Annotated in this window: 16 protein-coding genes; 14 read left to right on the forward strand and 2 right to left on the reverse strand. The window is 51.0% G+C overall.

Annotated features, from left to right (window positions below; genetic code table 11):
• Positions 1-19: 19 nt before the first annotated feature.
• Positions 20-502 (reverse strand): zinc ribbon-containing protein, encoded by a 483-nt coding sequence (locus tag MUG06_RS09030; protein ID WP_215847358.1) that lies wholly within the window; start codon positions 500-502, stop codon positions 20-22.
• Between the two features lie 222 nt (positions 503-724).
• On the opposite strand from MUG06_RS09030, the gene leuS reads away from it, so the two are divergent.
• The 14 genes from leuS to MUG06_RS09100 all read left to right on the forward strand — a co-directional run bounded on the left by leuS (position 725) and on the right by MUG06_RS09100 (position 15,389).
• Positions 725-3,307: a leucine--tRNA ligase gene (leuS, locus tag MUG06_RS09035; protein ID WP_243078348.1), complete on the forward strand. Its 2,583-nt coding sequence runs from the start codon at positions 725-727 to the stop codon at positions 3,305-3,307.
• A gap of 14 nt (positions 3,308-3,321) precedes the next feature.
• Positions 3,322-3,921, forward strand: coding sequence for an LPS assembly lipoprotein LptE (gene lptE / locus MUG06_RS09040; protein WP_215847359.1), 600 nt, complete (start codon positions 3,322-3,324; stop codon positions 3,919-3,921).
• The gene (gene holA, locus MUG06_RS09045) at positions 3,918-4,949 is read left to right on the forward strand and encodes a DNA polymerase III subunit delta (RefSeq protein WP_215847360.1); all 1,032 of its coding nucleotides are present in this window, start codon (positions 3,918-3,920) and stop codon (positions 4,947-4,949) included. Before lptE ends, holA begins: the two co-directional genes overlap by 4 nt.
• Positions 4,942-5,586, forward strand: a complete 645-nt coding sequence (nadD, locus tag MUG06_RS09050) for a nicotinate-nucleotide adenylyltransferase (protein ID WP_215847361.1) — start codon at positions 4,942-4,944, stop codon at positions 5,584-5,586. The genes holA and nadD overlap by 8 nt, the downstream gene beginning before the upstream one ends.
• 134 nt (positions 5,587-5,720) lie before the next feature.
• The gene (rsfS, locus tag MUG06_RS09055; protein ID WP_215847362.1) at positions 5,721-6,038 is read left to right on the forward strand and encodes a ribosome silencing factor; all 318 of its coding nucleotides are present in this window, start codon (positions 5,721-5,723) and stop codon (positions 6,036-6,038) included.
• Positions 6,039-6,041: 3 nt separating this feature from the next.
• Entirely contained in the window at positions 6,042-6,512 is a 471-nt protein-coding gene (gene rlmH, locus MUG06_RS09060; protein WP_215847363.1) for a 23S rRNA (pseudouridine(1915)-N(3))-methyltransferase RlmH, read from the forward strand.
• A 34-nt stretch (positions 6,513-6,546) separates the two neighbouring features.
• The gene (gene mrdA, locus MUG06_RS09065; protein WP_243078349.1) at positions 6,547-8,451 is read left to right on the forward strand and encodes a peptidoglycan DD-transpeptidase MrdA; all 1,905 of its coding nucleotides are present in this window, start codon (positions 6,547-6,549) and stop codon (positions 8,449-8,451) included.
• Between the two features lie 8 nt (positions 8,452-8,459).
• On the forward strand, positions 8,460-9,572 hold the full coding sequence (mrdB, locus tag MUG06_RS09070) for a peptidoglycan glycosyltransferase MrdB (RefSeq protein WP_215848319.1): 1,113 nt from the start codon (positions 8,460-8,462) through the stop codon (positions 9,570-9,572).
• Positions 9,573-9,582: 10 nt separating this feature from the next.
• Positions 9,583-10,671, forward strand: coding sequence for an endolytic peptidoglycan transglycosylase RlpA (gene rlpA / locus MUG06_RS09075; protein WP_243078350.1), 1,089 nt, complete (start codon positions 9,583-9,585; stop codon positions 10,669-10,671).
• 127 nt (positions 10,672-10,798) lie between these two features.
• A complete protein-coding gene (dacA, locus tag MUG06_RS09080) occupies positions 10,799-12,010 on the forward strand; it encodes a D-alanyl-D-alanine carboxypeptidase DacA (protein WP_243078351.1) in 1,212 nt (403 codons plus the stop codon).
• A 98-nt stretch (positions 12,011-12,108) separates the two neighbouring features.
• Positions 12,109-12,372 (forward strand): DUF493 family protein YbeD, encoded by a 264-nt coding sequence (ybeD, locus tag MUG06_RS09085; RefSeq protein ID WP_215847365.1) that lies wholly within the window; start codon positions 12,109-12,111, stop codon positions 12,370-12,372.
• Positions 12,373-12,453: 81 nt separating this feature from the next.
• Positions 12,454-13,113 (forward strand): lipoyl(octanoyl) transferase LipB, encoded by a 660-nt coding sequence (gene lipB / locus MUG06_RS09090; protein ID WP_243078352.1) that lies wholly within the window; start codon positions 12,454-12,456, stop codon positions 13,111-13,113.
• Positions 13,114-13,281: 168 nt separating this feature from the next.
• Positions 13,282-14,247 (forward strand): lipoyl synthase, encoded by a 966-nt coding sequence (gene lipA / locus MUG06_RS09095; RefSeq protein WP_215847367.1) that lies wholly within the window; start codon positions 13,282-13,284, stop codon positions 14,245-14,247.
• A gap of 137 nt (positions 14,248-14,384) precedes the next feature.
• Positions 14,385-15,389: a hypothetical protein gene (locus tag MUG06_RS09100; RefSeq protein ID WP_243078353.1), complete on the forward strand. Its 1,005-nt coding sequence runs from the start codon at positions 14,385-14,387 to the stop codon at positions 15,387-15,389.
• 84 nt (positions 15,390-15,473) lie between these two features.
• On the opposite strand, the gene tatE is transcribed toward MUG06_RS09100, so the two are convergent.
• The gene (gene tatE, locus MUG06_RS09105) at positions 15,474-15,677 is read right to left on the reverse strand and encodes a twin-arginine translocase subunit TatE (protein ID WP_215847369.1); all 204 of its coding nucleotides are present in this window, start codon (positions 15,675-15,677) and stop codon (positions 15,474-15,476) included.
• Positions 15,678-15,786 lie beyond the last annotated feature (109 nt).

Raw genomic sequence — 15,786 nt, forward strand, 5'->3', positions numbered from 1 at the left:
GTTTTATCAAACATTTAAATTAAGGTTCAAACGGCTGGCGTTGAAACTGATCGTGCCCGCATTCCGGGCAACGTGACAAAGTTTCGGGCGTGTAAATAGCGCGTGTAAACTGGCACTTTTCACACACCAGATTTCCTAACCCCACCACTTCACCACTTTGATATACGCCATGGTGATGCAGATCCTGAAACACCTCCCGCCACTCCAGCTGGCTCTTATCGGTGATGTCAGCCAACTCTTTCCACACGCTTTCACGAATCACTCGCATAAACACTGAATCACCTAACGGCTCCTCAACTTCAGCATAGCTGCGTGCAAACTCTTCTAAATCTCGCCGAACCGATGAAAGCGCCTGATCGACTTCACCAACGCTGAGGTCACTGCTGGCGAGCAACTGGCTACGTCGTTCAGCAATCAGCGTATCAACGTTACGATCGCCATGGCGAAGGCGCTCGGTCAAAACCGCTAACGACTCGCGATATTCCTGAGCCACTTTGTTCATTTAATTCTCCTTTATGCGCTCAATGCCTGCACTAAGTTTAGACGTTTTGGCATATTTGCCGTGTCGTCTGAGAGGCGAATGACAAAAGGGTGAAGGCTCAGGCGCTTTAAGCAGAAATCGCGCCAGCGAAAGTGGGAAGTGTTGTTGATACGCGGCCTTATGGGTATGCTATGCGGATCTTAAAGTAAGCAAAGTGTTATTCATTAAGGACCACAGGCAGCCATGCAAGAGCAATACCGCCCGGAAGAGATTGAATCCCGCGTGCAGCAGCACTGGGATGAAAACGAAACGTTTAAAGTGACTGAGCAGGAAGGTAAAGAGAAATATTATTGCCTCTCCATGTTGCCCTATCCTTCTGGCCGCCTACACATGGGTCACGTTCGTAACTACACCATCGGCGACGTAATCGCGCGTTATCAGCGTATGCTCGGCAAAAACGTGTTACAGCCGATTGGCTGGGATGCGTTTGGTCTGCCTGCAGAAGGTGCAGCGGTAAAAAATAACACCGCACCTGCGCCGTGGACTTACGACAACATCGCCTACATGAAAAACCAGTTAAAACTGCTGGGCTTTGGTTATGACTGGAGCCGTGAGCTAGCGACCTGCCAGCCAGAATATTATCGCTGGGAACAGTGGTTCTTCACCAAGCTGTACGAAAAAGGCCTGGTTTATAAAAAAACGTCGGCGGTGAACTGGTGCCCGAACGACCAAACAGTGCTGGCAAACGAGCAGGTTATTGATGGCTGCTGCTGGCGCTGTGACACCAAAGTTGAGCGCAAAGAAATTCCGCAGTGGTTCGTGAAGATCACCGACTACGCTGAAGAATTACTGAACGATTTGGATACGCTGGAAGATTGGCCTGAGCAGGTCAAAACCATGCAGCGTAACTGGATTGGCCGTTCGGAAGGTGTAGAAATCACTTTTGACGTGGCTAACAGTGAAGAAAAAGTCACCGTCTACACCACGCGTCCAGACACCTTTATCGGTGCAACTTACGTAGCGGTTGCCGCAGGTCACCCTTTAGCCACTCAAGCCTCCGTGAACAACCCGGCTCTGGCTGACTTTATCGCCGAATGTCGCAACACCAAAGTGGCTGAAGCCGATATGGCGACCATGGAGAAAAAAGGCATGGCTACCGGCCTGTCTGTTATCCATCCGCTGACGGGTGAGTCCCTTCCAGTATGGGTCGCTAACTTCGTGCTGATGGAATACGGCACCGGTGCGGTCATGGCCGTTCCGGGTCACGATCAGCGCGACTGGGAATTTGCGACCAAGTACGATTTGCAAATCAAGCCGGTTATCCTGAACCTTGATGGCAGCGAGCCTGACGTCAGCGCGGCAGCGATGACTGAAAAAGGCACGCTGTTCAATTCCGGTGAATTTAGCGGTCTGGATCACGCTGCCGGTTTCAATGCCATTGCTGAAGCGCTAGCAGCAAAAGGCGTTGGCGTACGCAAAGTAAACTATCGTCTGCGTGACTGGGGCGTTTCTCGTCAACGTTACTGGGGTGCGCCAATCCCAATGGTAACGCTGGAAGATGGCACCGTGATGCCAACGCCAGAAGATCAGCTGCCCGTGATTTTGCCGGAAGATGTCGTCATGGATGGCATCACCAGCCCAATCAAAGCCGACCCAGAGTGGGCAAAAACCACGGTAAACGGCCAACCTGCGCTGCGCGAAACCGACACGTTTGACACCTTCATGGAATCGTCGTGGTACTACGCACGTTATACCTGCGCTAACTACAACGAAGGCATGCTGGACCCGGCTGCTGCAAACTACTGGCTGCCGGTTGATCAGTATGTGGGTGGTATCGAACACGCCATCATGCACCTGATGTATTTCCGCTTCTTCCACAAATTGCTGCGCGATGCTGGCTTGGTTAACTCGAACGAACCGGCTAAACGCCTGCTGTGTCAAGGCATGGTACTGGCAGATGCGTTCTACTATTTGGGCGTCAATGGCGAGCGCAACTGGGTTTCTCCGGTTGATGTCACCGTTGAGCGTGATGAGAAAGGCCGCATTACTCAGGCTGTTGACAATCAGGGCCGCGAAGTGATTTACGCTGGCATGAGCAAAATGTCGAAGTCAAAAAACAACGGCATTGATCCCCAGCTGATGGTTGAGCGCTATGGTGCGGATACCGTGCGTCTGTTCATGATGTTTGCTTCGCCAGCAGAAATGACACTGGAATGGCAGGAATCAGGCGTCGAAGGTGCTAACCGCTTCCTGAAGCGTGTGTGGAAACTGGTGTTTGATCACACGCAAAAAGGTGCCACTGTGGCGCTGGATGTGGCCAGCCTGGACGATGATCAGAAAGCGCTGCGTCGCGATCTGCATAAAACTATCGCCAAGGTCGCCGATGACATTGGTCGCCGTCAGACGTTTAACACGGCGATCGCGGCTATCATGGAATTGATGAACAAACTGGCGCGCGCGCCGCAGGAGAGCGAACAAGATCGCGCCCTGATGCACGAAGCGCTGCTGGCGGTTACACGTCTGCTTTACCCTTTCACTCCGCATGCGTGCTACGTTCTGTGGCAAACGCTGGGTGGCGAAGGCTCGATTGATGATGCAGTTTGGCCAGTAGCCGATGAAGCGGCAATGGTTGAAGATTCACTGTTAGTCGTGGTCCAGGTAAACGGTAAAGTGCGTGGTAAAATCACCGTTCCAGCCGATTCAACTCAGGAGCAAGTTCAGGCACGCGCTGCGCAAGAACATTTGGTGGCGAAGTACCTTGACGGCGTGACTATTCGTAAAGTGATTTATGTACCGGGCAAACTGCTTAACCTGGTCGTAGGTTAAGTTCAGGAGGAACTGTGCGACATCCGATTATCAGGCTGTTTGTCACGCTGGCGGTGTTGATCACCGCTGGCTGTGGTTTTCATCCACGCGGCACCACGCAGGTGCCGTCTGAGTTGAAAACGCTGATTGTTAACTCTGGCGATCCTTATGGTCCGCTGACACGTACAGTGCGTCAGCAGCTGCGCCTTAATAACGTCAATATTGTTCAGGACACTAAGCAGAACCGCATCGATATCCCCACGCTGCGTCTTGGCGGAGAAAGGCAAGGTCGTGACACCGCTTCGGTATTTATCAGCGGCACCACCGCAGAATATCAGTTGGTGATGACGGTAACTGCGCAGGTCCTGTTGCCGGGTAAAGGCATCTATCCCATCAGCACCACGGTTTATCGCTCCTTCTTTGATAATCCGAATGCGGCGCTGGCAAAAGATGCCGAGCAGGACTTGATCGTTCAGGAGATGCGTCAACGTGCTGCAGAGCAGTTGGTGCGTAAGCTGCTTACCGTGCATGCTGCGCAAATCAACAACAAAGAGACATTACCTGAATCGTCCATTCCGGTGCCGGGTGAAGATTCAGCGGAAGTGCCCTCTTCCTCTGCTACCAGTTTGCAATGATCAGGATTTATCCTGAACAACTCAGCGCGCAGCTTCGTGAGGGGCTGCGCGCCTGTTATTTGTTAGCCGGTAACGAACCTTTGTTGTTGCAGGAGAGTGCCGATGCCATCCGCGTCACCGCGAATGCGCAAGGCTTTGAAGAGCATTTCAGCTTCACGCTGGATGCTCACACCGACTGGGACAGTTTGTTTGTCAGCTGCCAGTCGCTCAGCCTGTTTGCACAACGCCAAACCCTGACGCTACACTTTCCCGAAAATGGCCCCAATGCGGCGATGGCAGAGCAACTGCTCAAGCTGTCTGGACTGCTGCATGCCGATATTCTGTTGATTTGCCGTCTGGCAAAACTGACCAAAGCACAGGAAAACAGCGCCTGGTTCAAAGCGTTGTCGGCGCACGCTGTGTTAGTACCCTGTCAGACGCCAGAGCAGGCGCAGCTGCCACGTTGGGTTGTTAACCGTGCTAAAGCGATGCAGTTAAACATCGATGACGCGGCCGTGCAGCTGCTGTGTTACTGCTATGAAGGTAATTTGCTGGCGCTGGCACAAGCGCTGGAGCGTTTATCGCTGCAGTGGCCCGACGGCAAACTCACTTTGCCGCGCGTTGAAGAAGCCGTAAGCGATGCCGCACATTTTACCCCTTTTCACTGGGTGGATGCTTTGCTGGCGGGTAAAAGCCGCCGCGCCCTGCATATCCTTCATCAGTTAGAAAAAGAAGATAGCGAAGCGGTAATTTTAATGCGCACGCTGCAACGCGATTTGCTGACATTACTGCACTTGCAGCGCCATCAGACGCAACAGCCGCTGCGCACGCTGATGGATCAACAACGCATCTGGCAAAATCGTCGCGCTTTGTTTACCGAAGCACTACAAAGACTGGATGCTGTCCGTTTACAGCGCGCCATTCATTTGCTGGCACAGATCGAGATAACCTTAAAGCAAGATTATGGTCAGCCTGTTTGGCCTCAGCTCGAAACGTTGTCGTTATTGATTTCCAGCCGCGCCTTTCCAACGAGTTTTGCTCATGTCTGAACTACACGCGCTGTTTGGTGGCACCTTTGACCCGATTCACTTTGGCCATTTGCGCCCTGTTGAAGCGTTGGCGCAACAAGTTGGATTAAAACGCATTACCTTGTTACCCAATAACGTGCCGCCACATCGTCCTCAGCCAGAAGCGAGTGCCGCACAGCGCGTTGATATGCTGCGTTGCGCTACCGAAACGCTTCCGCTGTTTGAGATTGATACGCGCGAACTGCAACGTGAAACGCCATCGTGGACCGTCGCGACGCTAGAAACCCTGCGCGCTGAGCGTGGCCAACAGCAGCCGCTGGGTTTTATTATTGGCCAGGATTCTTTGCTTACGCTGGCAAAATGGCATCGCTGGCAAGATTTGTTGTCATTGTGTCACCTGCTGGTCTGTAAACGCCCTGGCTATGCCACCGAAATGGATTCGCCCGAGATGCAGGCGTGGCTTGATGACCATATCACGCAGGATGTTCAGCAACTGCATCAACGGGCAGCAGGGTGTATCTGGCTGGCTGAAACGCCGTTGTATAATATTTCCGCTACTGAAATCCGTCAGCGCCGCCATCAGAATCTCGCTTGTGATGATCTTCTACCTGCCGCCGTTATTGCCTATATCGACCGCGCTGGCTTATATCGCGACTGATTTCCCCATGCTATACTGCGCCGCTTGATTTTTGGCTGCGTCATTCCGTACATCATTTAGTCTGTGCATCATTTATTCTGAGCACTATCCGGGCTTTCAGCCGGTCCACCATCACCAGTTTTGAGGGGAACCTTTTGCAAGGTAAAGCACTCCAAGAGTTCGTTATCGATAAAATCGATGATATTAAAGGCCAGGACATCATTGCACTTGATGTGCAAGGTAAATCCAGCATCACCGATTGCATGATTATCTGCACCGGCACCTCGACACGTCATGTCTCTTCGATTGCCGAGCACGTTGCGCAGGAATCTCGCGCAGCGGGTATGGCGCCGCTGTCGGTTGAAGGTAAAAATGCTTCCGATTGGGTCATTGTTGATCTGGGTGAAGTTATTGTGCACATCATGCAGGAAGAGAGTCGCCAGTTGTATGAACTGGAAAAACTCTGGAGCTAACGCGTGAAACTGCAGCTCGTTGCCGTTGGCACCAAAATGCCCGACTGGGTGCAGACCGGTTTCATGGAATATCTGCGTCGCTTTCCCAAAGATATGCCGCTGGAATTGATTGAGGTTCAGGCGGGTAAGCGTGGGAAAAATGCTGACATCAAACGCATTCTTGAAAAAGAAGGTGAAGCGATGTTGGCGGCGGTCGGCAAAGGCAATCGCATTGTTACGCTGGATATCCCCGGACATCCGTGGGAAACGCCACAATTAGCGCAGCAGCTGGAGCGCTGGAAGCAGGATGGACGTGATGTCAGCCTGCTGATTGGCGGCCCGGAAGGTTTAGCGCCCGCCTGCAAAGCTGCGGCCGAGCAGAGTTGGTCGCTTTCAGCATTGACGCTACCCCATCCGCTGGTGCGCGTGCTGGTTGCTGAAAGTCTTTATCGTGCATGGAGCATTACGGCAAATCACCCTTATCATCGTGAATGACCGATAAGCCCACATCAGACCTTACAAGTAGCGGATGAAATTACAAAGCAACGCCTTTCGCGATTATAGCGCCGAACAGAAACTCTTTGTCCGCCGGGCGTTGATCGCTTTCGTCGGTATTTTAGTGCTTTCCTCCGTGCTGGTGGTCAACCTGTACCACCTGCAGATTTTACGTTTCGACGATTACCGTACCCGCTCAAACGAAAACCGCATCAAACTGGTGCCGGTTGCGCCCAGTCGCGGCATCATCTATGACCGCAACGGTACGCCGCTGGCGTCGAACCGCACTATTTATCAGGCTGAGTTAGTACCAGAAAAGGTCGATGATCTTAAACAGACGTTAGAAAATTTACGTCCGGTGCTCGATCTCAGCGACGAAGATCTTGAAGCCTTTGAAAAAGAGCGCAAGCGCTCACGACGCTTTACCTCAATTCCGGTTAAAACCGGCCTGAATGATATTCAGGTTGCCCGCTTTGCTGTTAATCAATATCGCTTTCCCGGCGTCGAAGTTAAAGGCTACCAACGTCGCTACTATCCTTTTGGTCAGACGCTGACGCACGTTGTGGGTTACGTGTCGAAGATCAACGATCGCGATGTCGCTCGCCTTGATAAAGAAGGTAAATGGCCAAACTACGCAGCGACTCATGATATCGGCAAGTTGGGCATCGAAAACTTCTATGAAGATCTGCTGCACGGTAAGACAGGTTATGAAGAAGTTGAAGTAAACAACCGCGGCCGCGTGATTCGTCAGCTGCATGAGGAGTCGCCACAGGCGGGCCGCGACATCTATCTCACCATCGATCTTAAACTGCAGCAGTATATTGAAACGCTGCTGGCGGGAAGCCGTGCGGCGGTCGTGGTTAGCGATCCGCGTACCGGCGAAATATTGGCGATGGTATCAACGCCAAGCTATGACCCGAACCTGTTTGTTGATGGCATCTCGTCAAAAGATTATCGCGCCTTGTTGGCCGATGAAAACCGTCCGCTCTACAACCGTGCGATACAAGCGGCTTACCCGCCAGCGTCAACCGTTAAACCCTATGTCGCCGTCTCTGCCTTAAGTGCCGGTGTGATCAATCGTAATACCAGCCTGTTCGATCCAGGCTGGTGGCAACTTCCCGGTTCTGAAAAGCGTTACCGCGACTGGAAAAAATGGGGACATGGCCGCCTCAATGTGACCAAATCGTTGGAAGAATCCGCCGATACCTTTTTCTATCAGGTCGCTTATGACATGGGTATTGACCGCCTTTCCGAATGGATGAACAAGTTTGGTTATGGTCATCGCACCGGTATTGACCTTCCACAGGAAAGCGCGGGCAACATGCCGACGCGCGAATGGAAACAGAAGCGCTTTAAAAAACCGTGGTATCAAGGCGATACCATTCCTGTTGGTATTGGTCAGGGATACTGGACGGCCACGCCCTTGCAGATGAATAAAGCGATGATGATCCTGATTAACGATGGCGAGATTAAAGTGCCGCATATGCTGCGTGCCACACGCGAAGGCCGTACGATAGTACCTTACCGTCAGGCACCCTCGGCCCCTATTGGTGATATCCATTCAGGTTATTGGGAAATTGCTAAAGATGGCATGTATGGCGTTGCCAATCGCCCAAACGGTACTGCACACAAAAGCTTCGCGGATGCACCTTACAAAATCGCGGCCAAATCAGGTACGGCGCAGGTATTCGGTTTGAAAGAGAACGAAACGTACAACGCGCATAAAATTGCCGAACGCTTACGTGATCACAAATTGATGACAGCCTTTGCCCCCTACGACAAACCACGCGTTGCCGTGACGATCATTCTGGAAAACGGCGGCGCTGGCCCGGCGGTCGGTACCGTGATGCGCCAGATTCTGGATCACATTATGTTAGGTGATAACAATACTGTCCTGCCGGACGCAGCGCCCACGCCGCCCGGCTATGAAGGTGAATAATCATGTCCATGAACGATAGTCCGCAAAAAAGATCGATCTGGACGCGTATCCATATCGATCCATTGTTTATGTTAGTTATTTTAGGTCTGCTGACCTACAGCGCCATCGTTATCTGGAGTGCCAGCGGGCAAGATCCAGGCATGATGGAGCGTAAAATTGGCCAGATTGTCATGGGCCTGGTAATCATGATCGTCCTGGCGCAGGTTCCACCGCGGGTTTATGAAGGCTGGGCGCCTTATCTCTATATTATTTGCGTCATCTTACTGATAGCAGTCGATGCTTTTGGTCAAATCAGTAAAGGTGCGCAACGCTGGCTGGATCTGGGCGTGGTGCGTTTTCAGCCCTCGGAAATCGCCAAAATTGCTGTACCGCTGATGGTGGCGCGTTTTATCAACCGCGACGTCTGCCCGCCTACACTGAAAAATACCGGCATCGCCTTGATTCTAATCTTTGTGCCTACGCTATTGGTCGCGGCACAGCCTGACCTTGGCACCTCAATTCTGGTGGCGGCCTCAGGTTTATTTGTTCTGTTCTTATCCGGTATGAGCTGGAAATTAATTGGCGTCGCAGTATTGCTGGTGGCTGCTTTCATACCTATTTTGTGGTTCTTCCTGATGCATGACTATCAGCGCGACCGCGTGATGATGTTGCTTGATCCCGAGAGTGACCCGCTGGGAGCCGGCTATCATATAATCCAATCCAAAATCGCCATTGGTTCTGGTGGCCTGCGTGGCAAAGGCTGGCTGGAAGGTACGCAATCACAACTCGAATTCTTACCCGAACGTCATACTGACTTCATCTTTGCGGTGCTGGCAGAAGAGTTAGGCCTTGTTGGCGTGCTGGCTTTGCTGGCGCTTTATTTGTTGTTGATCATGCGCGGTTTGATTATCGCAGCACGTGCGCAAACCACGTTTGGCCGCGTGATGGCGGGTGGTTTAATGCTGATTTTATTCGTTTATGTTTTCGTTAACATTGGCATGGTTAGTGGTATCTTACCGGTGGTTGGCGTTCCGTTGCCGTTGGTCAGTTATGGCGGCTCTGCGCTGATCGTACTTATGGCGGGATTCGGCATTGTGATGTCGATCCATACTCACCGAAAAATGTTATCTAAAAGTGTTTAAGAGGCTGCAGATGCGTAAGGATTGGCTTGGCGTTGCACTGGCATCAATGATTTTGGCTGCCTGTTCCACCCCGGAACCGCAAAATAGTGCGCCGCCGCAACCGGCTTATAATGGCCCGGTGGTTGAAATTCCTGGTGTGGAACCGCGTTATGAGCCCGTCAATCCCGGCACCAACCAGGATTACAGCGTCAATGGCAAAACCTACCGCATCAACCAAAATCCTCAGAATTTCAGCGAGGTTGGTATAGCGGCCTGGTACGGTGATGAAGCAAAAGGCAATCGTACGGCAACGGGCGAAAGCTACGATCCCGATGCCTTAACGGCAGCGCATCCAACCCTGCCGCTGCCAAGCTATGTTCGTGTGACCAATATCGCCAATGGTCGTCAAATCGTGGTACGCGTTAACGATCGTGGTCCCTATACGCCAGGTCGCGTTATTGACTTGTCGCGTGCCGCAGGAGATCGCCTCAACATTTCCAACAATTCTCGCGTACGCGTTGACTACATTAACGTGGCACCAGATGGCACTCTTTCGGGACCCGGCACCATCGGTACCGTTGTCGCTAAGCAAAGCTACTCACTTCCTGCTCGCCCTGATTTGAGCGGCGGATCGGTGATGAACGGCGGCAGCGCAGCGCAATCAGAACCCGCTCCGCAAAACGTTGAGGCTATCAGCAACAGCACATTGCAAAGCAGCGATAATATGGGCGCACCGGTTCAAAGCAGCGGCTTTCTTGGCGCCCCTCAACCGCTAGCCAATGGCGTACTGGAGGGCAGCGAGCCGCAGCCCGCTCCAGTAATCGCGACCGCTGCCGCAGCATCTGCTGCCAGCCCTGCCTCATCCAGTAACAGCGCGCATCCGGTGGTCGGCTATGTTGTACAAGTCGGTGCATTAAACGATCCCGCTCGGGCGCAGCAAATGCAAAAAAGCTTAAGCCAGCGCTTTGGCGTGCCCGGCGCCGTTGAAGCTTCAGGCAACGTTTATCGTGTGCAACTTGGCGGGTTTAAAACCCGCGCTGAAGCAGCTGCGTTACAACAGCGATTAAATACCGAGGCACAAATTACGTCGTTCATTACCAGCGCGCGTCACGAAATGTGATGTAAATCACCTTAGTCGTAACGTCTGCTAACAACCCATTCATTAAGCCAGATGCCTGTAAATCAGGCATTTGTTATGATGAGTTATCTTTTTAAACCTTAAAACCACGGATGTTGTAGTCCTATACATGAACACGCTGAAATCATCTCGTTTGCTGAAACGCCTGACAGTGGGATCACTGATCGCTTTCTCTCTCAGCCATGCCGCTATTGCTGATGATGTTAATCTCAAGACTATGATTCCGGGCGTACCGGACATTGATGCCGAAGCTTATGTGCTCATCGATTACCATTCAGGTAAGGTGTTGGCCGAAAAGAATGCTGATGCGCGTCGCGATCCCGCCAGTCTGACCAAAATGATGACCAGCTATGTGATTGGACAAGCGGTTAAATCCGGCAAAATCCATCAGGACGATATTGTTACTGTGGGTCAGGATGCCTGGGCGACCGGCAACCCCGTGTTTAAAGGCTCTTCGTTGATGTTCCTGAAGCCTGGCGATCGTGTTCCGGTTTCACAGCTGACGCGCGGCATTGTGCTGCAATCAGGTAACGATGCTTGTGTGGCGATGGCCGATTACGTTGCCGGTAGCCAGGATGCGTTCGTTAACCTGATGAACAACTACGTAAAAGCCATCGGCCTGACAAACACCCATTTCCAGACGGTTCACGGTTTGGATGCGGAAGGTCAATACAGTTCAGCACGCGATATGGCGAAGATTGGTCAAGCACTGATCCGCGATGTGCCAGATGAATACGCGGTTTATAAAGAAAAAGAATTTACCTTCAACAATATCCGTCAGATGAACCGTAATGGTCTGCTTTGGGACACTAACCTGAATGTTGATGGGATCAAAACCGGTCATACCAACGCAGCGGGCTATAACCTTGTCGCTTCTGCTACCGAAGGCCAGATGCGTTTGATCTCTGCCGTAATGGGTGGACATACCTATAAAGGTCGTGAAACCGAAAGCAAAAAGTTGCTGACATGGGGCTTCCGTTTCTTTGAAACCGTCGCGCCACTGAAAGCAGGTAAAGAGTTTGCTTCCGAGCCGGTGTGGTTTGGTAACAGCGATCGTGTTCAGCTAGGCGTAGATAAAGATGCCTACCTGACCATTCCACGTGGACGGATGAAAGATCTGAAAGCCAGCTATGTGCTGAACAATACTGAGCTGCACGCACCGCTGCAGAAAAATCAGGTTGTGGGTAGCATTAACTTCCAGCTGGACGGTAAAACCATCGATCAGCGCCCGCTGGTGGTGTTAAACGAAATCACTGAAGGTGGATTCTTCAGCCGTATCGTCGACTACATCAAACTGATGTTCCATCACTGGTTCGGCTAATCTCTGCGGGCGATTGAAAAGTCGCCACAGCGCCCCCATATCACGTTATTATGATGCTCCCGCTCAGGCGGGAGCCTTTTTTATGCACCGGAGTCAATATGAAAACCAAACTGAATGAACTGCTCGAATTTCCTACCCCATTTACCTATAAAGTAATGGGCTTGGCACAACCGGAGCTGGTTGATCAAGTGGTTGAAGTGGTGCAGCGCCATGCGCCCGGCGACTATTCTCCCGAAGTGAAGCCGAGCAGCAAGGGCAACTATCACTCCGTCAATATTACTATTACCGCCACGCACATTGAGCAGGTGGAAAAGCTGTACGAAGAGCTGGGCAAGATCGAAATCGTTCGTATGGTGCTGTAAATGATAACGTCGGCAAAGGGAGTTGGTCTTACTGTTTGCCGACGTTATACTCAGCCTTTCCCCCTTTAGCGGACCCGCGTTTTGTCAGTCGAAACTCTTCTTGTTCGCCAGTTAGGTCTTTGCAACTGGCAATCCACTTCTGAAGCTATGCATCACTATACCGATCAACGTGACGGCAGCAGCCGCGACGAGATTTGGCTGGTGGAGCATGATCCGGTTTTCACGCAAGGTCAGGCAGGCAAAGCGGAACATGTTTTAATGCCAGGCGATATTCCTGTAGTACAAAGCGATCGCGGCGGTCAGGTCACCTATCACGGTCCCGGCCAACAGGTGATGTATGTGCTGATTGACATCAAGCGACGTAAAATTGGCGTCCGCCAACTGGTTACGGCCCTGGAAGAAACAGTGATTGCAACACTCATGCACTTTGGCGTTGAAGCGCGCGCGCGCGCCGATGCACCTGGCGTCTATGTTGGTGATGAAAAAATCTGCTCGCTGGGTTTACGCATTCGCAAAGGCTGCTCATTCCATGGTCTGGCGCTTAATGTCGCCATGGATTTATCGCCTTTTTTGCGTATCAATCCTTGCGGTTATGCAGGAATGAGCATGACGCAACTGCAACATTTTAATCGTGACGTAAGCGTTAACGAGGTTCAACCTTTGCTAGTAGCGGCATTTGCCCGCCTGTTGAATTATGAAAACGTTGAGTGGCAGACTGAGCCAAACCCAGTAATGCGTTAACTGTGAATGCGTATTTACAAATATGTAACGTTTCAACGCTCAGGATGGCTGCTTCCCGGCCAATCAGATGATATAATTTTTGCACTTTTTTCAAATAAAGTTGAAAGCACCCTTCTCGATGTGTGAGAAAGCTTTCAAATCGCAATCCGACCGGAACCTGCAGATTTTATGAGTAAACCAATTCAGATGGAACGCGGCGTCAAATATCGTGACGCAGATAAAATGGCGTTGATCCCAGTTAAGACTGTGACCACCGAACGGCAAGAGATGTTGCGTAAGCCGGAATGGATGAAAATCAAGTTGCCTGCGGATTCCAGTCGTATCCAGGGCATTAAAGCGGCAATGCGTAAAAACGGTTTACACTCGGTCTGCGAAGAGGCGTCATGCCCTAACCTCGCCGAATGTTTTAACCACGGTACGGCAACCTTTATGATCCTTGGTGCCATCTGTACCCGTCGCTGCCCATTCTGCGATGTTGCTCATGGCCGCCCTAACGCGCCTGATGCTAACGAACCCGGTAAGCTGGCACAAACCATTGCTGACATGGCGCTGCGTTATGTGGTGATCACTTCCGTTGACCGCGACGATTTGCGTGATGGTGGCGCTCAACATTTTGCCGATTGCATCAGCGCTATTCGTGAAAAAAGTCCTACCATCAAAATCGAAACTCTGGTGCCTGACTTCCGTGGCCGTATGGATCGTGCGCTGGAAATTCTGACTGCAACGCCGCCAGATGTTTTTAACCACAATCTGGAAAACGTACCGCGCGTTTACCGTCAGGTGCGTCCTGGTGCTAACTACGACTGGTCGCTCAAACTGCTGGAGCGTTTTAAAGAAGCGCATCCATCTGTTCCGACCAAATCAGGATTGATGGTCGGGTTAGGCGAGACCAACGCTGAAATTGTGGAAGTGATGCGCGATTTGCGTCGCCATGGCGTGACTATGCTTACGCTGGGTCAATATTTGCAGCCTAGTCGCCACCATTTGCCGGTTCAACGTTATGTCAGCCCGGCAGAATTCGATGAGATGAAAGAAGAAGCGATGGCGATGGGCTTTACGCATGCCGCCTGTGGTCCTTTTGTTCGTTCTTCTTATCATGCCGATATGCAGGCTAAAGGCCTGGAAGTTAAGTAACGCTATATAGGTCGTGCCACCTGGTACGGCCTGATTATCCCCTGCCCTTAATCTCTTCAACTAATCTGTCGCTTTATCCGCTGAGGCTATAAGCCATTTTGTCATTTTAATCCTCAGCTGCTTTTATAGGTCAGATTATGGAACCTCATTCCACCCCTTCAGCGTTTCCCGATTGGTTCATACCGGACGATACTGATCACCTGGCTAGCGATATGTTGTCTGGCGGTTCAGACGAAAATCTTGATGCCATAAAAATTCGAACTGCGCCTGTTAACACAACTAATCCTAACCTTACGGCTCACGCGAGTTGCGGCATGGCCGCGCTGGCTACTGCGCTTCATATTGAACAGCGCTATGCTGTTGAGCTAAGCCTCAAGACGCAGACTTCTCCATTAGCGCCTGCCGCGACGACACTCCCTTTATCACTTTATCCTTCCGCTGAATTCGTCAACGCCCATGCCTTATCAAATTCAGCATCAGTTTCACAGTCAGAATGGAAGAGTTGCTCTGCTGCTGAAATTGAGCCTCATTCGTCGCTTGCTGCTTTTGAGCCTGAAACGCTTAACCTCATCGGGTCCAGTTTGCTGGAAGTCCCCACACCGCTAAGCGATGTCTACAGTCATCCGATACAAAACACAGAACGTTATCAGCAAACAGTTAAGGATAATGCGAAGGATCAATCTGATGATGAGATAACACAGCCAAACCTGACGTTTGATGGCAGTTCAGAAGCTGATGCATTAATGGACATCTATCTCAACAGCATATTGGAGGGGAGTACCGTAACAGATGCACAAGTTCAATGGATTTCCGAGCAACCTGAAAATTGGGGAGAAGGATTATATCAACTAAACGCACTGCAGAGCTCAACATCAACGCTTGCGCCGGTGAGCGGTCAATACATGTTTGAAGCGGTAACTGCCCTGTTTTCTGAAGATTTATTAATTCCAGAAGATGAATTTATTTTACTGCAATCTGAGATCGAGCAGGGCTTTACATTACCCGTTGAGGATTTTGAAATTGATCTTTCGGAGATTGTCGACACGCTATCGCTAACGCTAAGTGAGACCGGTTTTGCCTGGGATCGGGTTAGGCCGGTTGACGTTGATCTCGAACTCAACTCAGTGGTCAGCCTGCATTAAAAAACAAAAACCAGACTGATTAAGTCTGGTTTTCTCTCTTCCATCAGAAATAAAAAGTAACATTTATTGTCAACTGACGTTGATTTACTCTTTATGTGATACGCGTTCTGCTGGAATTTCTTCAGCTGTGTTCTTAGTTGCGCTGGAGTCATCATCTTTCATGGCTTTTTTGAAGCCTTTGATTGCGGATCCCAGATCGCCACCCAGTGAACGTAACTTATTGGTGCCAAAGAGCAGTACGATAAGCGCACCGATGATCAGCAGTTTGGCAATACTGATACCTTCCATAATTAACTTTTAAACCTTAGCGAAAAACGGTGAATCTTATTTAGGCGCAGTTTCTCAATCACCTCAACTGCAATCTGTAACAGAGTAAGATCGCTTTGCGCGAAATCGA

The sequence above is a fragment of the Pantoea sp. MQR6 genome (assembly GCF_022761075.1).
GTDB lineage: Bacteria > Pseudomonadota > Gammaproteobacteria > Enterobacterales > Enterobacteriaceae > Pantoea > Pantoea phytostimulans.

Excerpts from the sequence above, each read along its gene's own strand:
- MUG06_RS09100 (WP_243078353.1), top strand. The coding sequence starts at position 14,385 with ATGGAACCTCATTCCACCCCTTCAGCGTTTCCCGATTGGTTCATACCG.
- dacA (WP_243078351.1), top strand. The coding sequence starts at position 10,799 with ATGAACACGCTGAAATCATCTCGTTTGCTGAAACGCCTGACAGTGGGA.
- MUG06_RS09030 (WP_215847358.1), bottom strand. The coding sequence starts at position 502 with ATGAACAAAGTGGCTCAGGAATATCGCGAGTCGTTAGCGGTTTTGACC.
- holA (WP_215847360.1), top strand. The coding sequence starts at position 3,918 with ATGATCAGGATTTATCCTGAACAACTCAGCGCGCAGCTTCGTGAGGGG.
- mrdB (WP_215848319.1), top strand. The coding sequence starts at position 8,460 with ATGAACGATAGTCCGCAAAAAAGATCGATCTGGACGCGTATCCATATC.
- ybeD (WP_215847365.1), top strand. The coding sequence starts at position 12,109 with ATGAAAACCAAACTGAATGAACTGCTCGAATTTCCTACCCCATTTACC.
- rlpA (WP_243078350.1), top strand. The coding sequence starts at position 9,583 with ATGCGTAAGGATTGGCTTGGCGTTGCACTGGCATCAATGATTTTGGCT.
- leuS (WP_243078348.1), top strand. The coding sequence starts at position 725 with ATGCAAGAGCAATACCGCCCGGAAGAGATTGAATCCCGCGTGCAGCAG.
- nadD (WP_215847361.1), top strand. The coding sequence starts at position 4,942 with ATGTCTGAACTACACGCGCTGTTTGGTGGCACCTTTGACCCGATTCAC.
- mrdA (WP_243078349.1), top strand. The coding sequence starts at position 6,547 with ATGAAATTACAAAGCAACGCCTTTCGCGATTATAGCGCCGAACAGAAA.
- tatE (WP_215847369.1), bottom strand. The coding sequence starts at position 15,677 with ATGGAAGGTATCAGTATTGCCAAACTGCTGATCATCGGTGCGCTTATC.
- lipA (WP_215847367.1), top strand. The coding sequence starts at position 13,282 with ATGAGTAAACCAATTCAGATGGAACGCGGCGTCAAATATCGTGACGCA.